This is a genomic window from Nocardia sp. GP40, assembly GCF_050434125.1.
Lineage (GTDB): Bacteria > Actinomycetota > Actinomycetes > Mycobacteriales > Mycobacteriaceae > Nocardia > Nocardia albiluteola.
In genome coordinates, this window is sequence record NZ_JBNPVW010000009.1 from 48042 (window position 1) to 64134 (window position 16093).

At 65.7% G+C, this 16093-nt stretch carries 15 protein-coding genes and 1 pseudogene; 10 read left to right on the forward strand and 6 right to left on the reverse strand.

The features are described from left to right. Positions 1–40 precede the first annotated feature (40 nt). Positions 41–457, reverse strand: a complete 417-nt coding sequence (locus ABH933_RS25685; RefSeq protein ID WP_429426352.1) for an esterase/lipase family protein — start codon at positions 455–457, stop codon at positions 41–43. Between ABH933_RS25685 and ABH933_RS25690 the strand changes: the two genes are divergently transcribed. Further along, positions 440–874 carry a hypothetical protein gene (locus tag ABH933_RS25690; RefSeq protein ID WP_429426350.1) on the forward strand — a complete coding sequence of 145 codons (435 nt, stop codon included), beginning with the start codon at positions 440–442 and terminating at the stop codon, positions 872–874. The two genes, ABH933_RS25685 and ABH933_RS25690, sit on opposite strands and share 18 nt — an antisense overlap. Positions 875–1006: 132 nt before the next feature. Here ABH933_RS25690 and ABH933_RS25695 read toward each other — a convergent pair whose 3' ends face one another. Both ABH933_RS25695 and ABH933_RS25700 read right to left on the reverse strand, forming a co-directional pair. Next, positions 1007–3058: an FAD-dependent monooxygenase gene (locus tag ABH933_RS25695; RefSeq protein ID WP_429426348.1), complete on the reverse strand. Its 2052-nt coding sequence runs from the start codon at positions 3056–3058 to the stop codon at positions 1007–1009. Then, entirely contained in the window at positions 3055–3525 is a 471-nt protein-coding gene (locus ABH933_RS25700) for a GbsR/MarR family transcriptional regulator (protein WP_429426346.1), read from the reverse strand. Before ABH933_RS25700 ends, ABH933_RS25695 begins: the two co-directional genes overlap by 4 nt. 205 nt (positions 3526–3730) lie before the next feature. Between ABH933_RS25700 and ABH933_RS25705 the strand changes: the two genes are divergently transcribed. The 9 genes and pseudogenes from ABH933_RS25705 to ABH933_RS25745 all read left to right on the forward strand — a co-directional run bounded on the left by ABH933_RS25705 (position 3731) and on the right by ABH933_RS25745 (position 11341). After that, complete coding sequence (locus ABH933_RS25705; RefSeq protein ID WP_429426344.1) at positions 3731–4720, forward strand: MBL fold metallo-hydrolase; 990 nt, start codon at positions 3731–3733, stop codon at positions 4718–4720. A gap of 222 nt (positions 4721–4942) precedes the next feature. Further along, positions 4943–5164: pseudogene (locus ABH933_RS25710) on the forward strand (class I SAM-dependent methyltransferase); the annotation flags it as partial. Between the two features lie 1168 nt (positions 5165–6332). Next, on the forward strand, positions 6333–7010 hold the full coding sequence (locus ABH933_RS25715) for a M24 family metallopeptidase (RefSeq protein WP_429455115.1): 678 nt from the start codon (positions 6333–6335) through the stop codon (positions 7008–7010). Next, positions 7007–7141 carry a hypothetical protein gene (locus tag ABH933_RS25720; protein ID WP_429455117.1) on the forward strand — a complete coding sequence of 45 codons (135 nt, stop codon included), beginning with the start codon at positions 7007–7009 and terminating at the stop codon, positions 7139–7141. The genes ABH933_RS25715 and ABH933_RS25720 overlap by 4 nt, the downstream gene beginning before the upstream one ends. A 10-nt stretch (positions 7142–7151) precedes the next feature. After that, entirely contained in the window at positions 7152–7406 is a 255-nt protein-coding gene (locus ABH933_RS25725; RefSeq protein WP_429426340.1) for a hypothetical protein, read from the forward strand. Further along, complete coding sequence (locus ABH933_RS25730; RefSeq protein WP_429455119.1) at positions 7358–7633, forward strand: hypothetical protein; 276 nt, start codon at positions 7358–7360, stop codon at positions 7631–7633. Before ABH933_RS25725 ends, ABH933_RS25730 begins: the two co-directional genes overlap by 49 nt. 31 nt (positions 7634–7664) lie before the next feature. Further along, complete coding sequence (locus ABH933_RS25735) at positions 7665–9683, forward strand: polyprenyl synthetase family protein (RefSeq protein WP_429426336.1); 2019 nt, start codon at positions 7665–7667, stop codon at positions 9681–9683. 234 nt (positions 9684–9917) lie between these two features. Beyond that, positions 9918–10526 carry an ABC transporter ATP-binding protein gene (locus ABH933_RS25740; protein ID WP_429426334.1) on the forward strand — a complete coding sequence of 203 codons (609 nt, stop codon included), beginning with the start codon at positions 9918–9920 and terminating at the stop codon, positions 10524–10526. Then, positions 10523–11341, forward strand: a complete 819-nt coding sequence (locus tag ABH933_RS25745) for a hypothetical protein (RefSeq protein ID WP_429426332.1) — start codon at positions 10523–10525, stop codon at positions 11339–11341. The genes ABH933_RS25740 and ABH933_RS25745 overlap by 4 nt, the downstream gene beginning before the upstream one ends. A 371-nt stretch (positions 11342–11712) precedes the next feature. Here ABH933_RS25745 and ABH933_RS25750 read toward each other — a convergent pair whose 3' ends face one another. The 3 genes from ABH933_RS25750 to ABH933_RS25760 form a co-directional block, all read right to left on the reverse strand. After that, positions 11713–13722 carry a polyprenyl synthetase family protein gene (locus ABH933_RS25750; protein ID WP_429426330.1) on the reverse strand — a complete coding sequence of 670 codons (2010 nt, stop codon included), beginning with the start codon at positions 13720–13722 and terminating at the stop codon, positions 11713–11715. Positions 13723–13972: 250 nt separating this feature from the next. Next, positions 13973–14869, reverse strand: coding sequence for a phytanoyl-CoA dioxygenase family protein (locus tag ABH933_RS25755; RefSeq protein WP_429426328.1), 897 nt, complete (start codon positions 14867–14869; stop codon positions 13973–13975). A 28-nt stretch (positions 14870–14897) separates the two neighbouring features. Beyond that, positions 14898–15791 carry a class I SAM-dependent methyltransferase gene (locus tag ABH933_RS25760; RefSeq protein ID WP_429426326.1) on the reverse strand — a complete coding sequence of 298 codons (894 nt, stop codon included), beginning with the start codon at positions 15789–15791 and terminating at the stop codon, positions 14898–14900. Between the last annotated feature and the right edge of the window lie 302 nt (positions 15792–16093).

Genomic DNA, 16093 nt, shown 5'->3' on the forward strand with positions numbered 1-16093 from the left:
CGTGGCCGACAGGGTGTCGGAAGCGGCACAGTCTCCTTGCTTACGGACAGTTCGTCGCCAGTGGCGCGCCACGCAGGGCTGAGTCGATCAACTGTTGTAGTGCGCCGTCGATCGGCTCCTGACCATGGTCGACCGTGCGACCGGGACAGAACGACTGGATGCTCGCATTGGTCGCTCCATCCAGCGGATTCTTTTCCGCCCCTGCGCTTTCGGAGAAGAAGTGGTAGGCGGTCAAACCTGCCGGCACCATGGGGGCTGCGTTGAGTCGAGTCAGGAATTCCGAGCCCGGCACCAGATCCCGACAACCCGGCGACACCCTGGAGCACACCGATCCGAGATCGTCACCTTTTTCGGGCGTGCCGTAGTCGATGTAGGTTCCGACCGAATCCATCCCGCCCAGGAACTTCACGTAGTCACGTTGCGCCAGACCGCCCATGGAGTGACCGACCAGATCCACTCGCCGCGCCCCGGTCTGCTGCCGGATGTGGGCGACCTTATCGGCCAGCGCCCGCGCCGACTCCGAGATCGGCGCTGTCCCAGTGGGATTTCCGGACAACACCATCGAAAAGGCCGAGTATCCGTGATCGCCCAGCCAAACCCGCAGAGTTTCCAGCCGCGCTCGATCGGCAGCGATGCCGCCGATCACCAGTACCGGATCCCGGTCTCCCTTGTCGGCCATCGCCGTCCCGGTCTGCCCTGCGACCAGACCTATTGCGAGGCACAACATTACGATGCCCGTGCGCGCTATTCGTGCCAGAGAGTACATCGACTCGCTTTCCTGGAGTCCCGACTGCTGATCTACGGTCCGGTGCACGCGAATGTGCGTGACCAGGCGGTCGTGGCGTTGCTGACGGCGAACAGCATGCCTTTTTGATCGAGCCGCTCGTCAACGGTACATGACACGCGTCGATCTCAGTCAGTGCCAGGATATGTACAGAACGCTGCCGCCTGAACTCGAATTGATATGGGTAGAGTGACGTCGGCGATCCGGGGCAAGTCTCTGCCCTCAAACGGCAGTGGGCACCGGCGCAGACCGACTACGCCGGGCGAACAAATACGCCGCGGCCGCGGCAGGCACATTCATCAGGACCCCGTACACCGCCCCGGGCACCGCCAGCGCCGTACTGTGCAGCACCGAAGTGGCCACGGCAATAGCCAACGCGCCGTTGTGGATTCCGATCTCCATGGCGGCCGCGATCGCCTGGTCGGTCTCGATTCGGAACAGTCGGGACACGTAGTAGCCGACCACCAGGCCGATGATCGCCAACGTCAGGCATACCGCCGACAGCGCGCCGATATGGGAGGTGAGGGTGTGGAAGTCCCGGGTCACGGCCGCCAGGACCACCAGCACCAGCACCACGATGGATGCCACCTTCACGCTGCCGCGCATCCGCTGCGACCAGCCCGGGAAGCGGTGGTGCACCCCCATGCCCAGCGCCACCGGCACCAGCAGGATCGCGAATACCTGCGCGAATTTATCTGGGCGCAAGCCGATTCCGGCGTCACCGTCGAGGAACAGCGCATATGACAGGCCCACCCACAGCGGCAGGGTGAATACCGCCAGCACCGAATTCACTGCCGTCAGAGTGATGTTCAGCGCCACATTGCCGCCTGCGACATGGCTGAACAGATTCGCCGAGGGCCCGCCCGGTGACGCCGCGACCAGTAACATACCCGCCGCCACCGCACCGTCGAGCCGGAACAGGTAGACCAAGCCCAGGCACACGGCCGGTAGCACGACCATCTGGCACACCAGCGCCACTACCGTTGCCTTCGGATAACGCAGCACCCGAACGAAATCGGCCGTGGTCAACGCCAAACCGAGACCGAACATCACCAACGCCAGCGCGAGCGGCAGGAATACCGCGAACAACGAGCTCACTGCCAACTCCCAATCGAACCGACGGGCCAGTCTGCAGTCTGGCACCAGCGCCGACCCTAACTGATCCGGACAGTACAAGCGGGGACTGCCCCGGCTTCGGTTGACTCTTGCAGCGGCCACCGCCGGCACTATCGCGTGCCGACGCGATAGTGCTGGGCTGCTGTCGTCAATGCTGGGGCGGCGGAGGCTGTCGTAACGGGCTAGGGCGGCGGGGATGTCGGAGGCGTCGGCGAGTTCGGCGGCCAGGACGGTCGCGTCCTCGAGGGATTGGCAGGCGCCCTGGGCGAGGAACGGCGTCATGGCGTGCGCGGCGTCGCCGAGGAGAACCACGCGGCCCTTGGCATATGCGCGCAGTGGGTCGAGGTCGGAGACATCGTTGCGCAGCAGCGACTGCGGCGGCGTCGCCGCGACGAGCTTCGGAATCGGGTCGTGCCAGGTACCCACGCGCTCGACGACTTCGGCCATGTCATCGTCGTAGTGCACGTGCGGTTCGGGCTGGCGGATGGCGACGAACCAGAACACGCGCTCCTCGGAGATCGGATGCGCGGCGAAGCGTACGCCGCGTCCCCAGGTCTGGAAGCCGTCCACCGGCCAGACCGAACCGGGCGCGGTCACCCCGCGCCAGACGAGGATGCGCTGGAAGACCGGGTCCGTGGTGTGCGGCCAGACGGAAGTCCGCACCGCACTGTGGATTCCGTCCGCGCCGATCAGGACGTCGGCGGTCAGATGTTGAATGTCGTCGCCGGTCCGGTAGGTCACCGTGACGGCCGTATCGGTCTGCTCGACCCCGGTGACCTCCGCCCCGGTGTGCACGCTGTCGGCAGGGAGGTGAGACTGCAGCAGTTGCTGCAGATCGCCTCGATGGTTCGCCAACAGTGCTGTGTCACGGCCTTTTTCGAACTTCATCAGGTATTTCCCGGCCGGGGTGAGCAGGTTGACTGCCGCCTCGGAGGGCTGGGAGATGGCGCGGAATTCCTCGCCGACGCCCAGGGCGTCGATGGCCTTCAAGGCATTCGGCGCGAAGGACCAGCCCGCGCCGACCTCCCGCGATTCGCCCGCTCGCTCCAGCACGGTCACCGACCATCCGACGCGGCGCAGGCCGATGGCCGCGGCGAGTCCGCCGATGCCACCGCCCGCGATGATCGCGTGCCGACCGGTGTCGTGTTGCTTGGTCATTCGTGTTGTTCCTTCGTGTCGGGAAGCGGTTCCGCTGTGAGCCGCTCGGTCATCCAGTCGTAGACGTCGTGTGCGGCCTGTAGCCGTCGTGCGGGGGTGCCCGCACCGCCGGCCAGCCCGATGCCTTCGGCCGTAATGCCACGGAATTCGGCGAGGCTGGCAATGCGCCGCTGCACGACGGTTTCCCAGGCGCGGTCGTCCATGCGGTAGTAGTTGGTGCGCTCACCGGGTTTGGTTCGCCGCCGGATGAAACCGGCGTCGGTCAGGACCCGCATATTGGTGGCCAGCGACGCGCGGCTGGCTGCGATCGCCGTGGCGATCTCATCGGCGGATTGCTCGGCGGGATCGCAGATCATCAGCCATCCGAGAATGCGTCCCGCGATGGGTGGCACTCCGTACTCGACAGCGCAGAACATCGCGACCTTTTCGACCCACTCGAGCACCTGCTCCGGATCCGCCTGTGCCATCAGCACCATCCTTTCCAGTTCCGTCTAGTTGTTTCAGTTCTAACTGAATCAACTAGACGGCGCAAGACATTCGGGGCGGTGCGTGAACAATCAGGTAACCGGGGCCAGCAGCGACGCCGTCGACACCAGTCGTTCGACGGATTCCGTCGGTGCCGTCGTTTCCTAGCGTCGGGTGGGCACACCGTGCTCGACGAAAGGCAATGACATGAACGCCCATGCTGTACCGGACCGGGAGCTCGGCGAGCGACCCGAGGGATATCAGGGACCGAACCTCTCACCGGTGGGTCTCGAACACCGTGCACATCGATTCGACGACGGGGTCTTCGCGCTGATGGCGACATTGCCGCCGAAGGACAACAACGGCGTCATCGCGGGGGAGGACGCGGCACTGGTCGTGGATGCCGGTATCACTCCGAGCATTTCGGAGCGCATTCAGGCGCACGCGGCCGAGTTGACCGATCGGCCGGTGCGGTATCTGGTGAACACGACCTACCACGGCGATCACACCTTCGGCAATGCCGCCTTTCCGGGCGAAGTGGTGGTGATCTCGTCACGGCTGAACAAGGAGAACATGTCCGATCTCGGCAACGAGAAGCGGCAGCGCAGCGGGAACATGTACGGGGCCGAAGCGGAATTCGATGCGGTAACCCGTTGGCGCACACCGGATGTGGTGTTCGATGATTTCGCCGAGGTCGATCTGGGTGGCCGCATCGTGCAGCTGTGGCAGTTCGGGCCGGGTAACGGTCCGGGCGACACCGTTGTGTACGTCCCGGATACCCGCACCGCGTGGACCGGCAACTACGTCTGTCATGCGGGCATTGCGCCGATGCTGCTGCAGGGCGGGCCCGAGCCCTATCTCGCATCCCTGCGGAGAATGCGGGAAACGTTGCCGGACATGGCGATCGTAGTGCCGGGGCATGGGCCGATGGGCGATGCGGTCGAGGCGGTCGACTGGTTGATCGGATATCTGGAGCAGCTCCACGACGAAGTCGCCTCGGCTGTCGCCTCGGGACTGACGCTGGAGCAGACTCAGGCACAAGTCACCGACCCGTGGGCCGAGACGCTGACACCGAGTCTTACTGCCGCGCTGAGCGATTACGCGGTGCCCGCGGGGTTCGCCGCCCAGGGGCTCCTCGTGCTGTGCCGGAATCTGCACCGGCTCAATGTGCTCGCGACCTTCCGGAGCATCGCGTGACTCCGCCGCGTACCCGGTTGAGTCTGAATCAGCTCGAGGAAACCTTGCTGATCACGCTGTGGGCCAAGGCTCTCGACAGCAGGCTGCCCATCCCTATGGGGCGACACCCGCTCCGCGGAAATCGCGGATCGGATCGACTACGACTTCGCCACTTTGAAGATCAAGGACAGCCTGACCTACGAAACGGCCCTTCGCAGCCGGAAATTGGACGATGCCGTCCGGATGTTCACTGCCGCGCATCCCGATGCGGTGGTGCTGGATCTGGGCTGTGGGCTCGATCCCCGGATGCATCGCTGTCAGCCGGCGTCCGGAATCGATTGGTATGACGTCGACTTCCCGGACGTGATCGCCCTGCGTCCGGAATTCCTGTCGGAGCCTTCCCATCTCGTCGGTGCGGACATCACCGCCGCCGGTTGGCTGGCGGGGATACCGCGTGACCGTCCGGCCATGATCGTCGCCGAGGGGCTGATACCCTTCCTGCCCGGCACCGCGTTCCATGTCCTGACCCGCGTTCTCACAGGCCATTTCGGTACCGGCGAGATTGCCTTGAACGGCTATACGCGGTTCGCGGCGTGGGCGATGAAATATCACCCCACCATCAAGGCGCTCGGCATCACCGCTGCGGCGGGTTTCGACGACCCCCGCGAACCGGAGACCTGGGGCGCCGGGCTCACCCTCGTCGATGAGGATTTCCTCACCCGTGCACCCGAAGTCGCCGACTGGCCGCAGCCCTTGCGCGGGCTCACCCGGTCCACCCAGCATGCGGGCCATGCCGATCATGCCCTCGCTGATCGGGGTCCGGCCGCGGCGCCGTTGCAGCATCGTCGCGGCCCGCTCGGTGAGCTCGGGATCGCCGACCAGTACGCCATTGCGGATCGCGTCGACGAGCATCGTTCCCGCCAGGTCGGCCGGCGCCCGGTCGGCCGTGTCGATCAGCATGCGGGCGGCATGGCGCCGGGAACCGAATTCCGATTCGACGATGGCACGCAGGTGATCCAGGTGTGGTGCGTCCCTCTCGTCGAGCGGCCCGCGGGCCGCTCGACGGACCAGAGCAGCGGTCCGCCGCAGATCGCCGGCTGCTGCCGCCGCCTTGGCGGCGCAGGTCAGGCGGCGTGTGCCGCCGACCGGATCGACGGTCATCGCGCCCGCACGCTCCATCGCCGCGGCCGCGAGCGCATGGTCCCCTCGATCGGAGGCCCGGCTGGCGGCGGCTTCCAGTGCTGCGGCGATGTCGTCATCGGGTCCGGTGGCAGCCGCGGCGCGATGCCACGCCGCTCGATCATCGGCTTCGATGGTGCCGCACAGGGCCAGCGCCGTGGCGAGCGCGCGGTGTGCCTCCATCCGACGGTGTGCCGGAGCGGCGCCCAACACCGCCGCGCGGGCCAGCGGATGCCGAAAGGTGATCCGATCATCATGGCGCACAAGCAATCCCGAGTCCTCCACGCGCGTCAGCTCGGCGGGTCCCGCGTGATAGGCGGCTGCGGCGGCCAGTACGATTTCGAGCCGGCCGGTCTCTTCGGTGGCCGCGATCAGCAGCAGGGCGGTGGCTGCGTCGTCCAGCCCTACGGCCCGTGCGCCGAACGCCGTCTGTACCCGGGTGGTGAGTGGCAGCGTGGAGGCCGCTGCGCCGGGGGTCACCGAGGCCGACGTGTATGCCGCCGGCATGGCCGAATCCTTTCGGCTGGGCACGGTCGCGCCGGGCATGCTCATCCAGTCCGGACCCGGGTTCGCCTGCTGGGGTCCGCCGGTCTGGTCCTACCGCCCGCAGGCCCCGCGCATCATCGAGGACGGTGACGTAATTCTGGCGGAGGTGTTCTGTCAGTTCGGCATGCGCGAAACCCAGCATCAGGTGGCCATCGCGGTCGGTGAGGTGCATCCGGATATCGAGACCGCGGCGCAGGTGGCCCGCGCTTCCTACGACGCCGGACTGGCGATGTTGCGGCCCGGCAATACTTTCGGTCAGGTGGTGGACGCCATGAAGGCTCCGCTGGACGCGGCGGGCGGCTGGAACATTCATCCGCTGGTCCACGGCATGAATCCCTATGGCACCGTGTGCGGTTTCGGTCAGGGTATGCGGAAACTGCCCGAGGCCGCCGAGTACGGCCTGCTGGCCGAGGTGCCCACCATCGGCACCGATCTGCCGCTGGCCGAGGGCATGACCTTCGCCTTCGAACCCAACTGCGTGATCGGCGGGCGGCTGGCCAATATCGGCGGCACGGTCGTGGTCGGCGCGAACGGCGCGGTGGAACTGAATTCGCTCACCACCAATCTATTGCGAGTCCAGCCATGACACCGAAACGTCTGCTCGCCGACCTCTACCCGGATGGCACGCGCCCGGTGAAGGGCAGCGTCGAAAACGGCTGGCCCACAGACATTCAAGAACGCGTCCTCGCCAACTGGCGTGCGTACGGTTACCGATAGGAACACGAAAATGTATCGGACCCTTGCCTTTCTGGCGATCCTCTCCGCGGCCATGCTGGTCGGCCTCATGACCACCTTGCTGACCGTTATGCGCGGTCTGTGGAATCAGCAGCCCGAACTCGACGCGGCCCGCAACTTCCAGGACTTCCTACAGCACGCGGGCACCAATCGGGTGCTGTCCACGCTCACCATCATCCCGTCATCAGCGGCGTCTGGATGGCGTTCCTGCACGCGCCCGATACCACCGCCAAGGTCTGTGCGGTGACCGGCGGCGGAGTGTTTCTGCTGGGCTTCTTCATCTGGACCGCCATCTTCAACCTGCCCATCTACAAGGCTGTCGCCACATGGAATCTGACCGAGGCCACCCCGGCAGATGTCCGTACCCAGATGAGGCCTGCTCGAGGTCTCGGCCGGCGACAGACGTCAAAATCGGTTGATACCAGGATTTTTCGCGCGTTGTGGTGTCAAATTTCCAATGCATCAACGGTGTAGATGGCCGATGCCACCAGTGAGGAGCGTGTGCGTGTCCCGTGAAATAGATTCCGCTGTCTTCCCGCACCTGGATGCGGACCTGGCCCGTGTCCGTGATGTTCTCGGGCCCATACAGTTTCCAGGCAGGCCTGAGCTGACCGCACTGACCGACGAGGGACCGGACACGTCTCGCCGCATGGTGCGCCCGACGTTGACGTTGCTGTCGTACTATCTGCTCACCGATCCCGCGACCCCGGCCGACGAGCGGGCGGTACGCGCCGCTGCCGCGGTGGAGCTGCTGCATCTGGGGTCGCTGTATCACGACGACGTCATCGATCACGCGGACCAGCGTCGCGGTCGCGCCAGTACCAATGCGGTGTGGGGTTCGCACATGGCCGTGCTGGCGGGGGACTGCGTGACGTCCTCGGCCACGCGAATGCTGGTCGAACTCGGCCATCGCGAAGTTTCCGCGGCGGTGATCGCGAGTGAGCAGATGTGCGCGGGAATGGTGCTCGAGGCCGCCGATCAGTATGTGGCATCTCGCACCGAGCAGGCCTACCTGGACTCGATCGGCGGCAAGACGGCGGTGTTGCTGTCGTTGGCGTGCCGGGGCGGCGCGATGCAGACCGGCTGTTCCGATGAGCAGGAACAGGCGTTGGCCGAGTTCGGTCGATACTTCGGGCTGGCCTACCAGTTGTGGGACGACATCCTCGATGTGACCTCGACCGCCGAAGAAATGGGCAAGCCGGTCAACACGGATCTGTTCGAGGGCATCTACACCTTGCCCGTGATCCGTGCGGCCGCCCGCGACCACAATCTTGCCCGCCTGCTGGGCCGGCGAATGACGCGGGAGCAAGTTGGCCGTGCCCGTGAACTCGTCATCGCCTCGGGCGCCGTGGACGAGGCACAGGCCGTCGCCGACGAATTCATCGACCAGGCCCAGGATCAGCTTGCTGGTCTGCCCGTCGACCCTCGCGTTCGTCACGCGATGATCGGTTATGCCCGGTCGGTACTCGATCGGCGAACTTTCCGCCCCGCCGTTTCCGAGCCCTCGCCACAGCCACCCCAGGCCGACAAGAAGGATTCGATCTCGCCGCAGGCCATGTCATGGCTGAGGAGCTGGATGACCGATACCGGCCTGATCGTCTCCTCGGCCGAGTTCGACCACAACCATCGGTGGGCAGGAGTATTCCGGTTGTCGGCACAACACTTCGTGGCCCCGGCGGATGCGGACCATGAACAGGCCTTCGCCGGCATGTCCGCGCTCGTCGCCGTGCTCGACGACCTGTTCGATGATCCACAGCTGGACGACCCGGAAGCTGTCACCGCGCTGAAGAATGGTCTGGTGGCTGTACTGCGCCAGGATCCGCAGGCACCGCCGCGGTCCGGCGCGATCGCGACGGCGTGGGCGAGTGCGTGGCCACGGGTGCGCGAGGGCCGCACCATCGAGTGGCAGCAGCGGTTCCTGGGAACCGTCGAGGCGTTGTTCGAATCCTACGAACGCGAAGCACACCACCGCATCAACCGCTACATCCCCGCCACGGCCGACTGGCTACCGCTGCGGAACTCGACCGGTGGGTTCGACATCGCTGCCGCCTTGTTGGAGGTGCACCAGGACTGGGAAGTACCGTCGACACTGCGGAACCACCCTGTGATCCACCGTCTCGAGGAACTTATCTGGTGGGTGGGCTTGGCGGAGAACGATTTGGTGTCACTGGACCAGGACGAAGCCGACCATCTCCCCTACAACCTGATCAGGGCGATCAGACATGAAACCGGGTGCACCCGTCGTGAAGCCGTCGAGCAGGTGCAGCGCCAGGTGACCGAGAAACGCGTACGGGTCGACGCGGTGATCCGCTACCTCCCCGCTCTCCTGCGCGTACTTCCCGGTCTATCCGGCCGAAGGAAGGAGTACATGTCGCTCTACGAGACCGCAAGGGATGCGGCATTCGCGGCGCGGAATGCCGATCGGTACACGCAGACCTGGGCGACCGCAGCGCCGGACTTGGAACGCCTGCGCCGCGAGGTCTACCTCTACCCGGCAGCCGACCCGGCTCCTGCCGGGCCGTAAACCCACGCAGCCGAAGCATTTTCACTGCTCCGCCGGCCTCTTGGACCTCGCCGGTCCGGACCGGCGAGCCGGTTCAGGGCCGGGGGTCTCCGTAGCCCGCGATCGCGAGGTTGTCGGTCACACGTGCGGAGCGCATCGTGCCGCGAATTGGCCTTTCCAGCACGGGTTTTCGTCGCTACTTGGTAGCATGCAAACCCGATGCCGGGCCACTGCATCGGCGGCAGACAAGGGGCGATGATGGAAGTGGAGAACGTCCACCACTCCTACGGCAGGCGGTCGGTGCTGCGTGGCATCGACATCATGTTGCCTGCAGGGACATTGGTGGGCATCGTCGGTGAGAATGGGGTGGGGAAGTCGACGCTGTTGAAGGTCCTCTCGGGAGGGCTGCGACCGGATCGGGGAACGATCCGGCATCGTGGGCGGTTCGGTTACTGCCCGCAGGAGGTGATCCTGAACGACGCGTTCACGGTTCGCCAGCACCTGGACTTCTTCGCCGCGGCGTATGCCGTTCCGAATCTGCGTCGGGCCGAGGAGACCATGGAGATCCTGCGGTTCTCCGAGTACATCGGTGAGCGGGTCGCGACGCTGAGCGGCGGCACCCGGCAGAAGCTCAACCTGACGTTGGCGGTGATGCACGACCCGCAGGTGCTGCTGCTGGACGAGCCGTACCAGGGTTTCGACTGGGAGACGTATCTGCGTTTCTGGGATCTGGTCACGGAGTTCCGTGACACCGGCCGGTCGGTGCTGGTCGTCTCGCATTTGGCCCACGACACCGACAAGCTGGATCAGGTGTGGCGGTTGCACGACGGGGTCCTCCAAGACAGACAGGAGACGGCAGCATGAGCAACGGTGTTCGCCTGTTCCTGATCGCCACCCGCTACGGCCTCATCGAGCACGCCCGCAACCGGTTCGCCATGCTGTTGGTGGCCGCGTTCATCCCCATACTGATCACCCTGGCGCGCGTGGCTATCACCGACATCGAGGTACCGTTTCGGCTTCGAGACACCGGTCTTGTTTTGCGCGCCAACGGCAATCAGCTCGCTCAGATCAGCGCCGCCCTGATGGGGGTCTCACTGATCGTCGGGTTCATGATGTTCGCGGCGACTTTCAGCAGTGGAGCATTCGACCGGCGACTGTCGATGGCCGGGTATCCCCGGGTCGCGCTGGGTATGGCGAAGATCGCCTGCTTGGTGTTGGCCTCTGCGGTGGTGTGCGCGTACGCCACCGCGATCATCTGCTGTTACTGGTCGCCTCGCCAGCCTGTCCTGCTCGCTGCGGCGCTTTTCGGCGCGGCGATGACCTACGGGGCGCTGGGTGTTGCCCTCGGTGCGCTGCTGCGCCGCGAGGTGGAGGGCATGTTCGCCATCGCGATGATCAGCTGCGTCGACATGGCCGTGCAGAACCCCATCGCCAGCGTCGGGGCAGACAGCGATCTCGTGCGCTGGCTGCCCTCCTACGGGGCAATGCAGGCTTCGACCGAGGCCGGTTTCTCCGACACCACGCCATTGGCGGGCTTCGCCGTGCAACTGGCCTGGTTCACCGCGAGCGCCCTCGCCGGACTGGTCGCTTTCCATCTGCGCACCCGCTCATCTCTTCGACCCACGACGTGGATCCGCATCCCCGGGCCGACGAGGTCCGGACAGCCAGCGAAGCACTGAGGGCGTGTCCTGCGGGATCCACCGGTGGATCCCGCGGGACCGCCGTCGAGGAGCATCTGGGAGAGAAGCGAACACGGACTGCTGTTCAAGCGAACACGGACTGCTGTTCATCGGCATGCCCGGCATCGAGAAACCTTCTCCCGCTACCCCCAGCTCTACAGCCGCGTCGGCTTCGCCCACCACTACCGACCCCTGACCGGCGAATAACTTACCTTCGGCCTCACCTTGCACTGGCACAAACTTGGCCTCGAGCTCGACCCCTACGACTTCACCGACGCCCAAGCGCCACCGGCGAAGCACTGAGGGTGTGTCCCGCGTGACCACCGCGGTGGATCGGGCGGGACACATCCTGCTTTGCCGCCTGCGGGGGCTTACGGCGCGGTAGGAGTCAGGTCGTCGGCCGGGTAGTAGATCTCACGCCGCAAGCGTTCCAAGTCCGGCGCTGCGGAAGGGGAGGTTTGCTCGTACCGGTCACTCTCACGCCCCCACAGCCCCACGTTCGCCAGGTTCATGTACATTTCCGCGTAGTCCTTCCCCCGGCCCGACAGGCCGGGAAGCACGCGGAAGAGCGCGGGGACGTAGCGGGTCAGCGCCTCGAGCTGGGCGCGATGCTCGGCCACCTGGCGCTGCACCTGCTCGACGGCTTCGCTGCGGGTGCACCCGGTCTCGTGACGGATCGCCCGCACCAGGTTGTAGGGGACGTGGTCTGCCTCGTCCTCATCCAACCCCACCACGTCGTTCTCCAGGAACGTCACCCAGAAGCCGAGTTCCTCGAGACGGCGGATCACGGGGTGGTTGCGCAGCTTCGGCGGCAGTTCCCGGTCCTGGTACATCTCCATGACGGCGAGACCGGTTTCGATCCCACTGGTCGACATCCGCAGCGGCAGGTAGTCGGCCGTGGGCGGGATGTAGCCGTTGATGCGATGGTGCGCTTCGCGTTCGCAGGCTTCGCACCACTGCTCGAGGCCGTCGAGGAACTGCTCCTGCCAGCGGGTGCTGCGGCCCTCGCGCAGTCGCGGCCACAAACTCGCCCACGCCGTCGGGATCGCGCCGGGCCGCCACGGTTTCTCCGGGTCCTGACGCAGCATCGCCACCATGCCACGCCGCAGCGCGGTCACGGCTGCCGGGTCCCTCAGCTGCGGATCCTCGAACAGGTCGTCCCACACAAGGGCCAGCACGGCCGTGGCGTAGGCGGTCTGTTCCCGGGCCGCGTCCGCTGTTGGGGCCAAGATTTGTGCCGGGCTCCGGATCGCTCCTGTCCACCGGTGATAGTCGGCCTCGGTCGGAGTGAGGGCAAGGCCGGTGTCCATCAGCCAGCTCCTCAGCCATTGCGAGATCCCCGGCGGGAGCCCATCACTGCGAGCTCCGGGGTCCTGCGCCGCCTGCGCGGGGACCGCGGGACCAGGAGTTCGCCGGTCGAGGATGGACCGGGCGTAGGCGGTCATTGCGTGGCGGGCGCGCGGGTCAACGGACAGGGCGGCGAGGTGACCGCCGGCCTGGTCGATGAATTCCTCGGCGACCGCTTGTGCTTCGTCCACGGCGCCGGAGGCGATGACGAGCTCGCGGGCACGTGCGGCTTGCTCACCCGTCATTGCTCTGCGCAGCAGGTTGGCAAGGTTTTGGTCGCGGGAAGCGGCGCGGATCACGGGAAGGGTGTAGATGCCCTCGGGCAGGTCCGCGTTGACGGGCTTGCCCATTTCCTCTGCGGTCGAGGTCACGTCGAGGATGTCGTCATACAGCTGGTAGGCCAGCCCGAAGTGGCGGCCGAACTCGGCCAACGCCTCTTCCTGATCCTCGGAGCAGCCGGCCTGCATTGCGCCCACCCGGCATGCCAGCGACAGCAGCGCCGCCGTTTTGCCGTCGATCGTGTCCAGGTAGGACTGCTCGCTGCGGGAGGCCACATGAAGGTCGGCGGCCTCGGTCACCATGCCCGCGCACATTCGCTCGCCCGCGATCGCCCCCGCGAGAACTTCACGCCCGCCGAGCTCGGCCAGCATGCGCATGCCCGAGAACGTCACCGAATCCCCACCCAATACCGCCATGTGCGAACCCCACACCACGTTGGCACTGGCACGGCCTCGACGCTCGTACGCGTGATCGACGACGTCGTCGTGATACAGCGAGCCCAGATGCATCAACTCCACACCTGCGGCGGCGCGCACCACCCGGTCGTCGGCCGGGACCGCGAGATCGGTGAGCAGGTAGTACGACAGCAACGTCAAAGTGGGACGCACCAGGCGGCGAGAGCTGTCGGGCCCTTCGTCGGTGAGCGCGGTCAGCTCCGGCCTGCCCCGCAACTGCACGGGGCCGAGAACGTCACGGACGCGGTCCAGGTCCGCATCCAGATGCGGGAAGACAGCCGAATCGATTTCACGTGGCACGCGGGCACTCCTGACTGATTACATCGATCATCTACAACACCGTCGATCAGTGGCAATTTGACACCACCCTGACGCGGAAGATGTTGGTATCGGCCGATTTTGATGGGAGACAACCCGGGAGCGCCCGGGGTGGGCGAACCCATCCGCGCTAACGCCATGGCCGACGGTAGGTAGCGGAAATCGGTCTGGCCGGTCGGCGGGAGCGACGGGATCGGCTCATCGGGAAGGTTGGTAGAGAAGCATAATTCGGCTAAGCACCCGTCTGTGGGATTGCCGGATCGGGGGTTTCGAGAAGTCGCTTCGGGTGCATGCCGTCGACGGCCCCCATGAACGGCGGGTGGATGCTGTAGCCGAGCATGCGGCGGATGTCCTCGGACACCGTTCGTGCGGTATCTCTGCTGGTCGACAGCGTGTACGCCTCCTGAGGGCGCAGCCACGGCTCGCAATACTGTGCGGTCACGGCGAGCCGAGGAGCGGTGGTCTGGTTCGCGCCGCCGCCGTGCCAGAGGGTTCCGAGATAAAACACGCATGAGCCCGCGGGCATCCGCGTGCCGACCCGGGCGTCGGATTCGGTCGGCTGACGTGAATCCCATCGGTGGCTGCCGGGCAGAATCACCGTGCTGCCGTTGCGATCCGTGAACGGGTCTATGGCCCACATCGTCGCGGCGCTCAGCGGCGGGCGGGGCCTGGGTATCGGATAGAAGCCGTCGTCGTGGTGCAGGAGCTGGGCCTGCTCACCGGGGAGGATGTTGATCACCTGCAGCTGGGAGAGCAGGTAGTTCGGCAGGAACAGCCGGTCGAGCAGGGCCAGCACGCGCGGATGGTCGAGCAGCCGGTCGTACACGCGGGTCTTCTCGAGCAGGCTGTACACCCGCTGGGTTTGTTTGCCCTCGAACGTATTTCGGCCGGGTGGGCCAAGCAGAGCCGTGCTCGCGGCGCGTATGCGTTCGCATTCCTCGGGTGTGATCAGGTCCGGTAAAATGACGTACCCGTCGCGGTCGAGGGCGCGCATATCGGCATCGACCACTGCGGGGTCGATCGTCGCTCCCGCGCTGGCCGTGGCCCGGTGGCGTCCAGCAAGGTCGACTCGCAGGTCGTCGAGTTCGGTGATGACATCGTTCACGCGGGGCGTGCGTCCCGGGTTCATGACTGACTCCTCGCCGGGTAGAGGGCGGTCACGCCTCGGGTGGCGGATCAGCCACCTTGCGAAGCGAGATTCGGTAGAGCACAAGGTGTTCCCGGTCGAACTGCCGGATGGACGCCTCCAGATAGCGTTCGTATGCCTCGGTGATGCGGGCGCCGACGAGCCGTTCCGCGTCCGTGCGGTGTGACCGGAGCCTGCGGAGCCACTCCGCGCAGGTGGTCGAGTAGTCGTGACGATCGTTGACCACCGAACCGATTTCGAAAAGTTTCTCCGCGGCGTGGGCGAGTTCGGACAGTCGCGGTGGATCCGACTCCGGAAATATCTCGTTCGCTAGGAACTGCACATCATTGAGCGCGTTGTGGTCGAGCGGCCGGTTGCCCTTGCCGATCGTCTGGATGATCAGCCCGCCGCCCGGGCGGACCATGCGAGAGCAGTGAGTGAAGAACTCTTGATAGGCCGCGGTGCGGTCGCGCCGAGACAGTCCGAATTTCACGAAGTGTTCGAGTGCGCCGACGCAGAATATGACGTCATAAGCACGGTCCGGACGATGTGTGTTCCAGTGTTCGAGCTGGACATCGATCCGATCTGTGGAATGCGTTCGGACGTAGTCGTATTGGTCTCGGCTCAGAGTGAGGCCGGTGATGCGGGCCTGCCGGTTCCGGTCGGCTACCCGCCGCATCAGGCTGCCCCAGCCGCACCCGATGTCGAGCACGCGCTCCGCGCCGGCGATGTCGGCCCGCTCGATCAGGTACTCGAGCTTGCGCTGCTGTGCGTGGTCGAGATCGTCGCCCTCGGACCATAATGCGCACGAGTAGGTCAGGCTGCTGTCGAGCCACAGCCGATAGAACTCGGTTCCGATGTCATAGTGATGGCGGACCGCATCCGGTGACGCGCCTTGGTATTCATTGATTTCCGATACCATCATCGAGTCCTTGCCGTTGCGAATCCCCCGGTGAAGTCGAGTCGGATAGACCGCTCAGCCTCGGGTGTGGCCCACAGGCCACGATGACGTCAGGAACCTCCCCGGGAGTGGCCGATCTAATGTGCCAATGATCTTCTCGGCAAACGTATTCCACCTTAGCCAATTGACCCAGTACCGGCAAGGATCCGGAGTCGATTTGACATGGCATGCACCAGAGCGGATTTCACCATGGCGGCCAGGGTCTGGGTAAGGGGGGTGCATGATCAGCGCCAGGAGACGGCGGATGTCGGCGACTGTGACCCGGC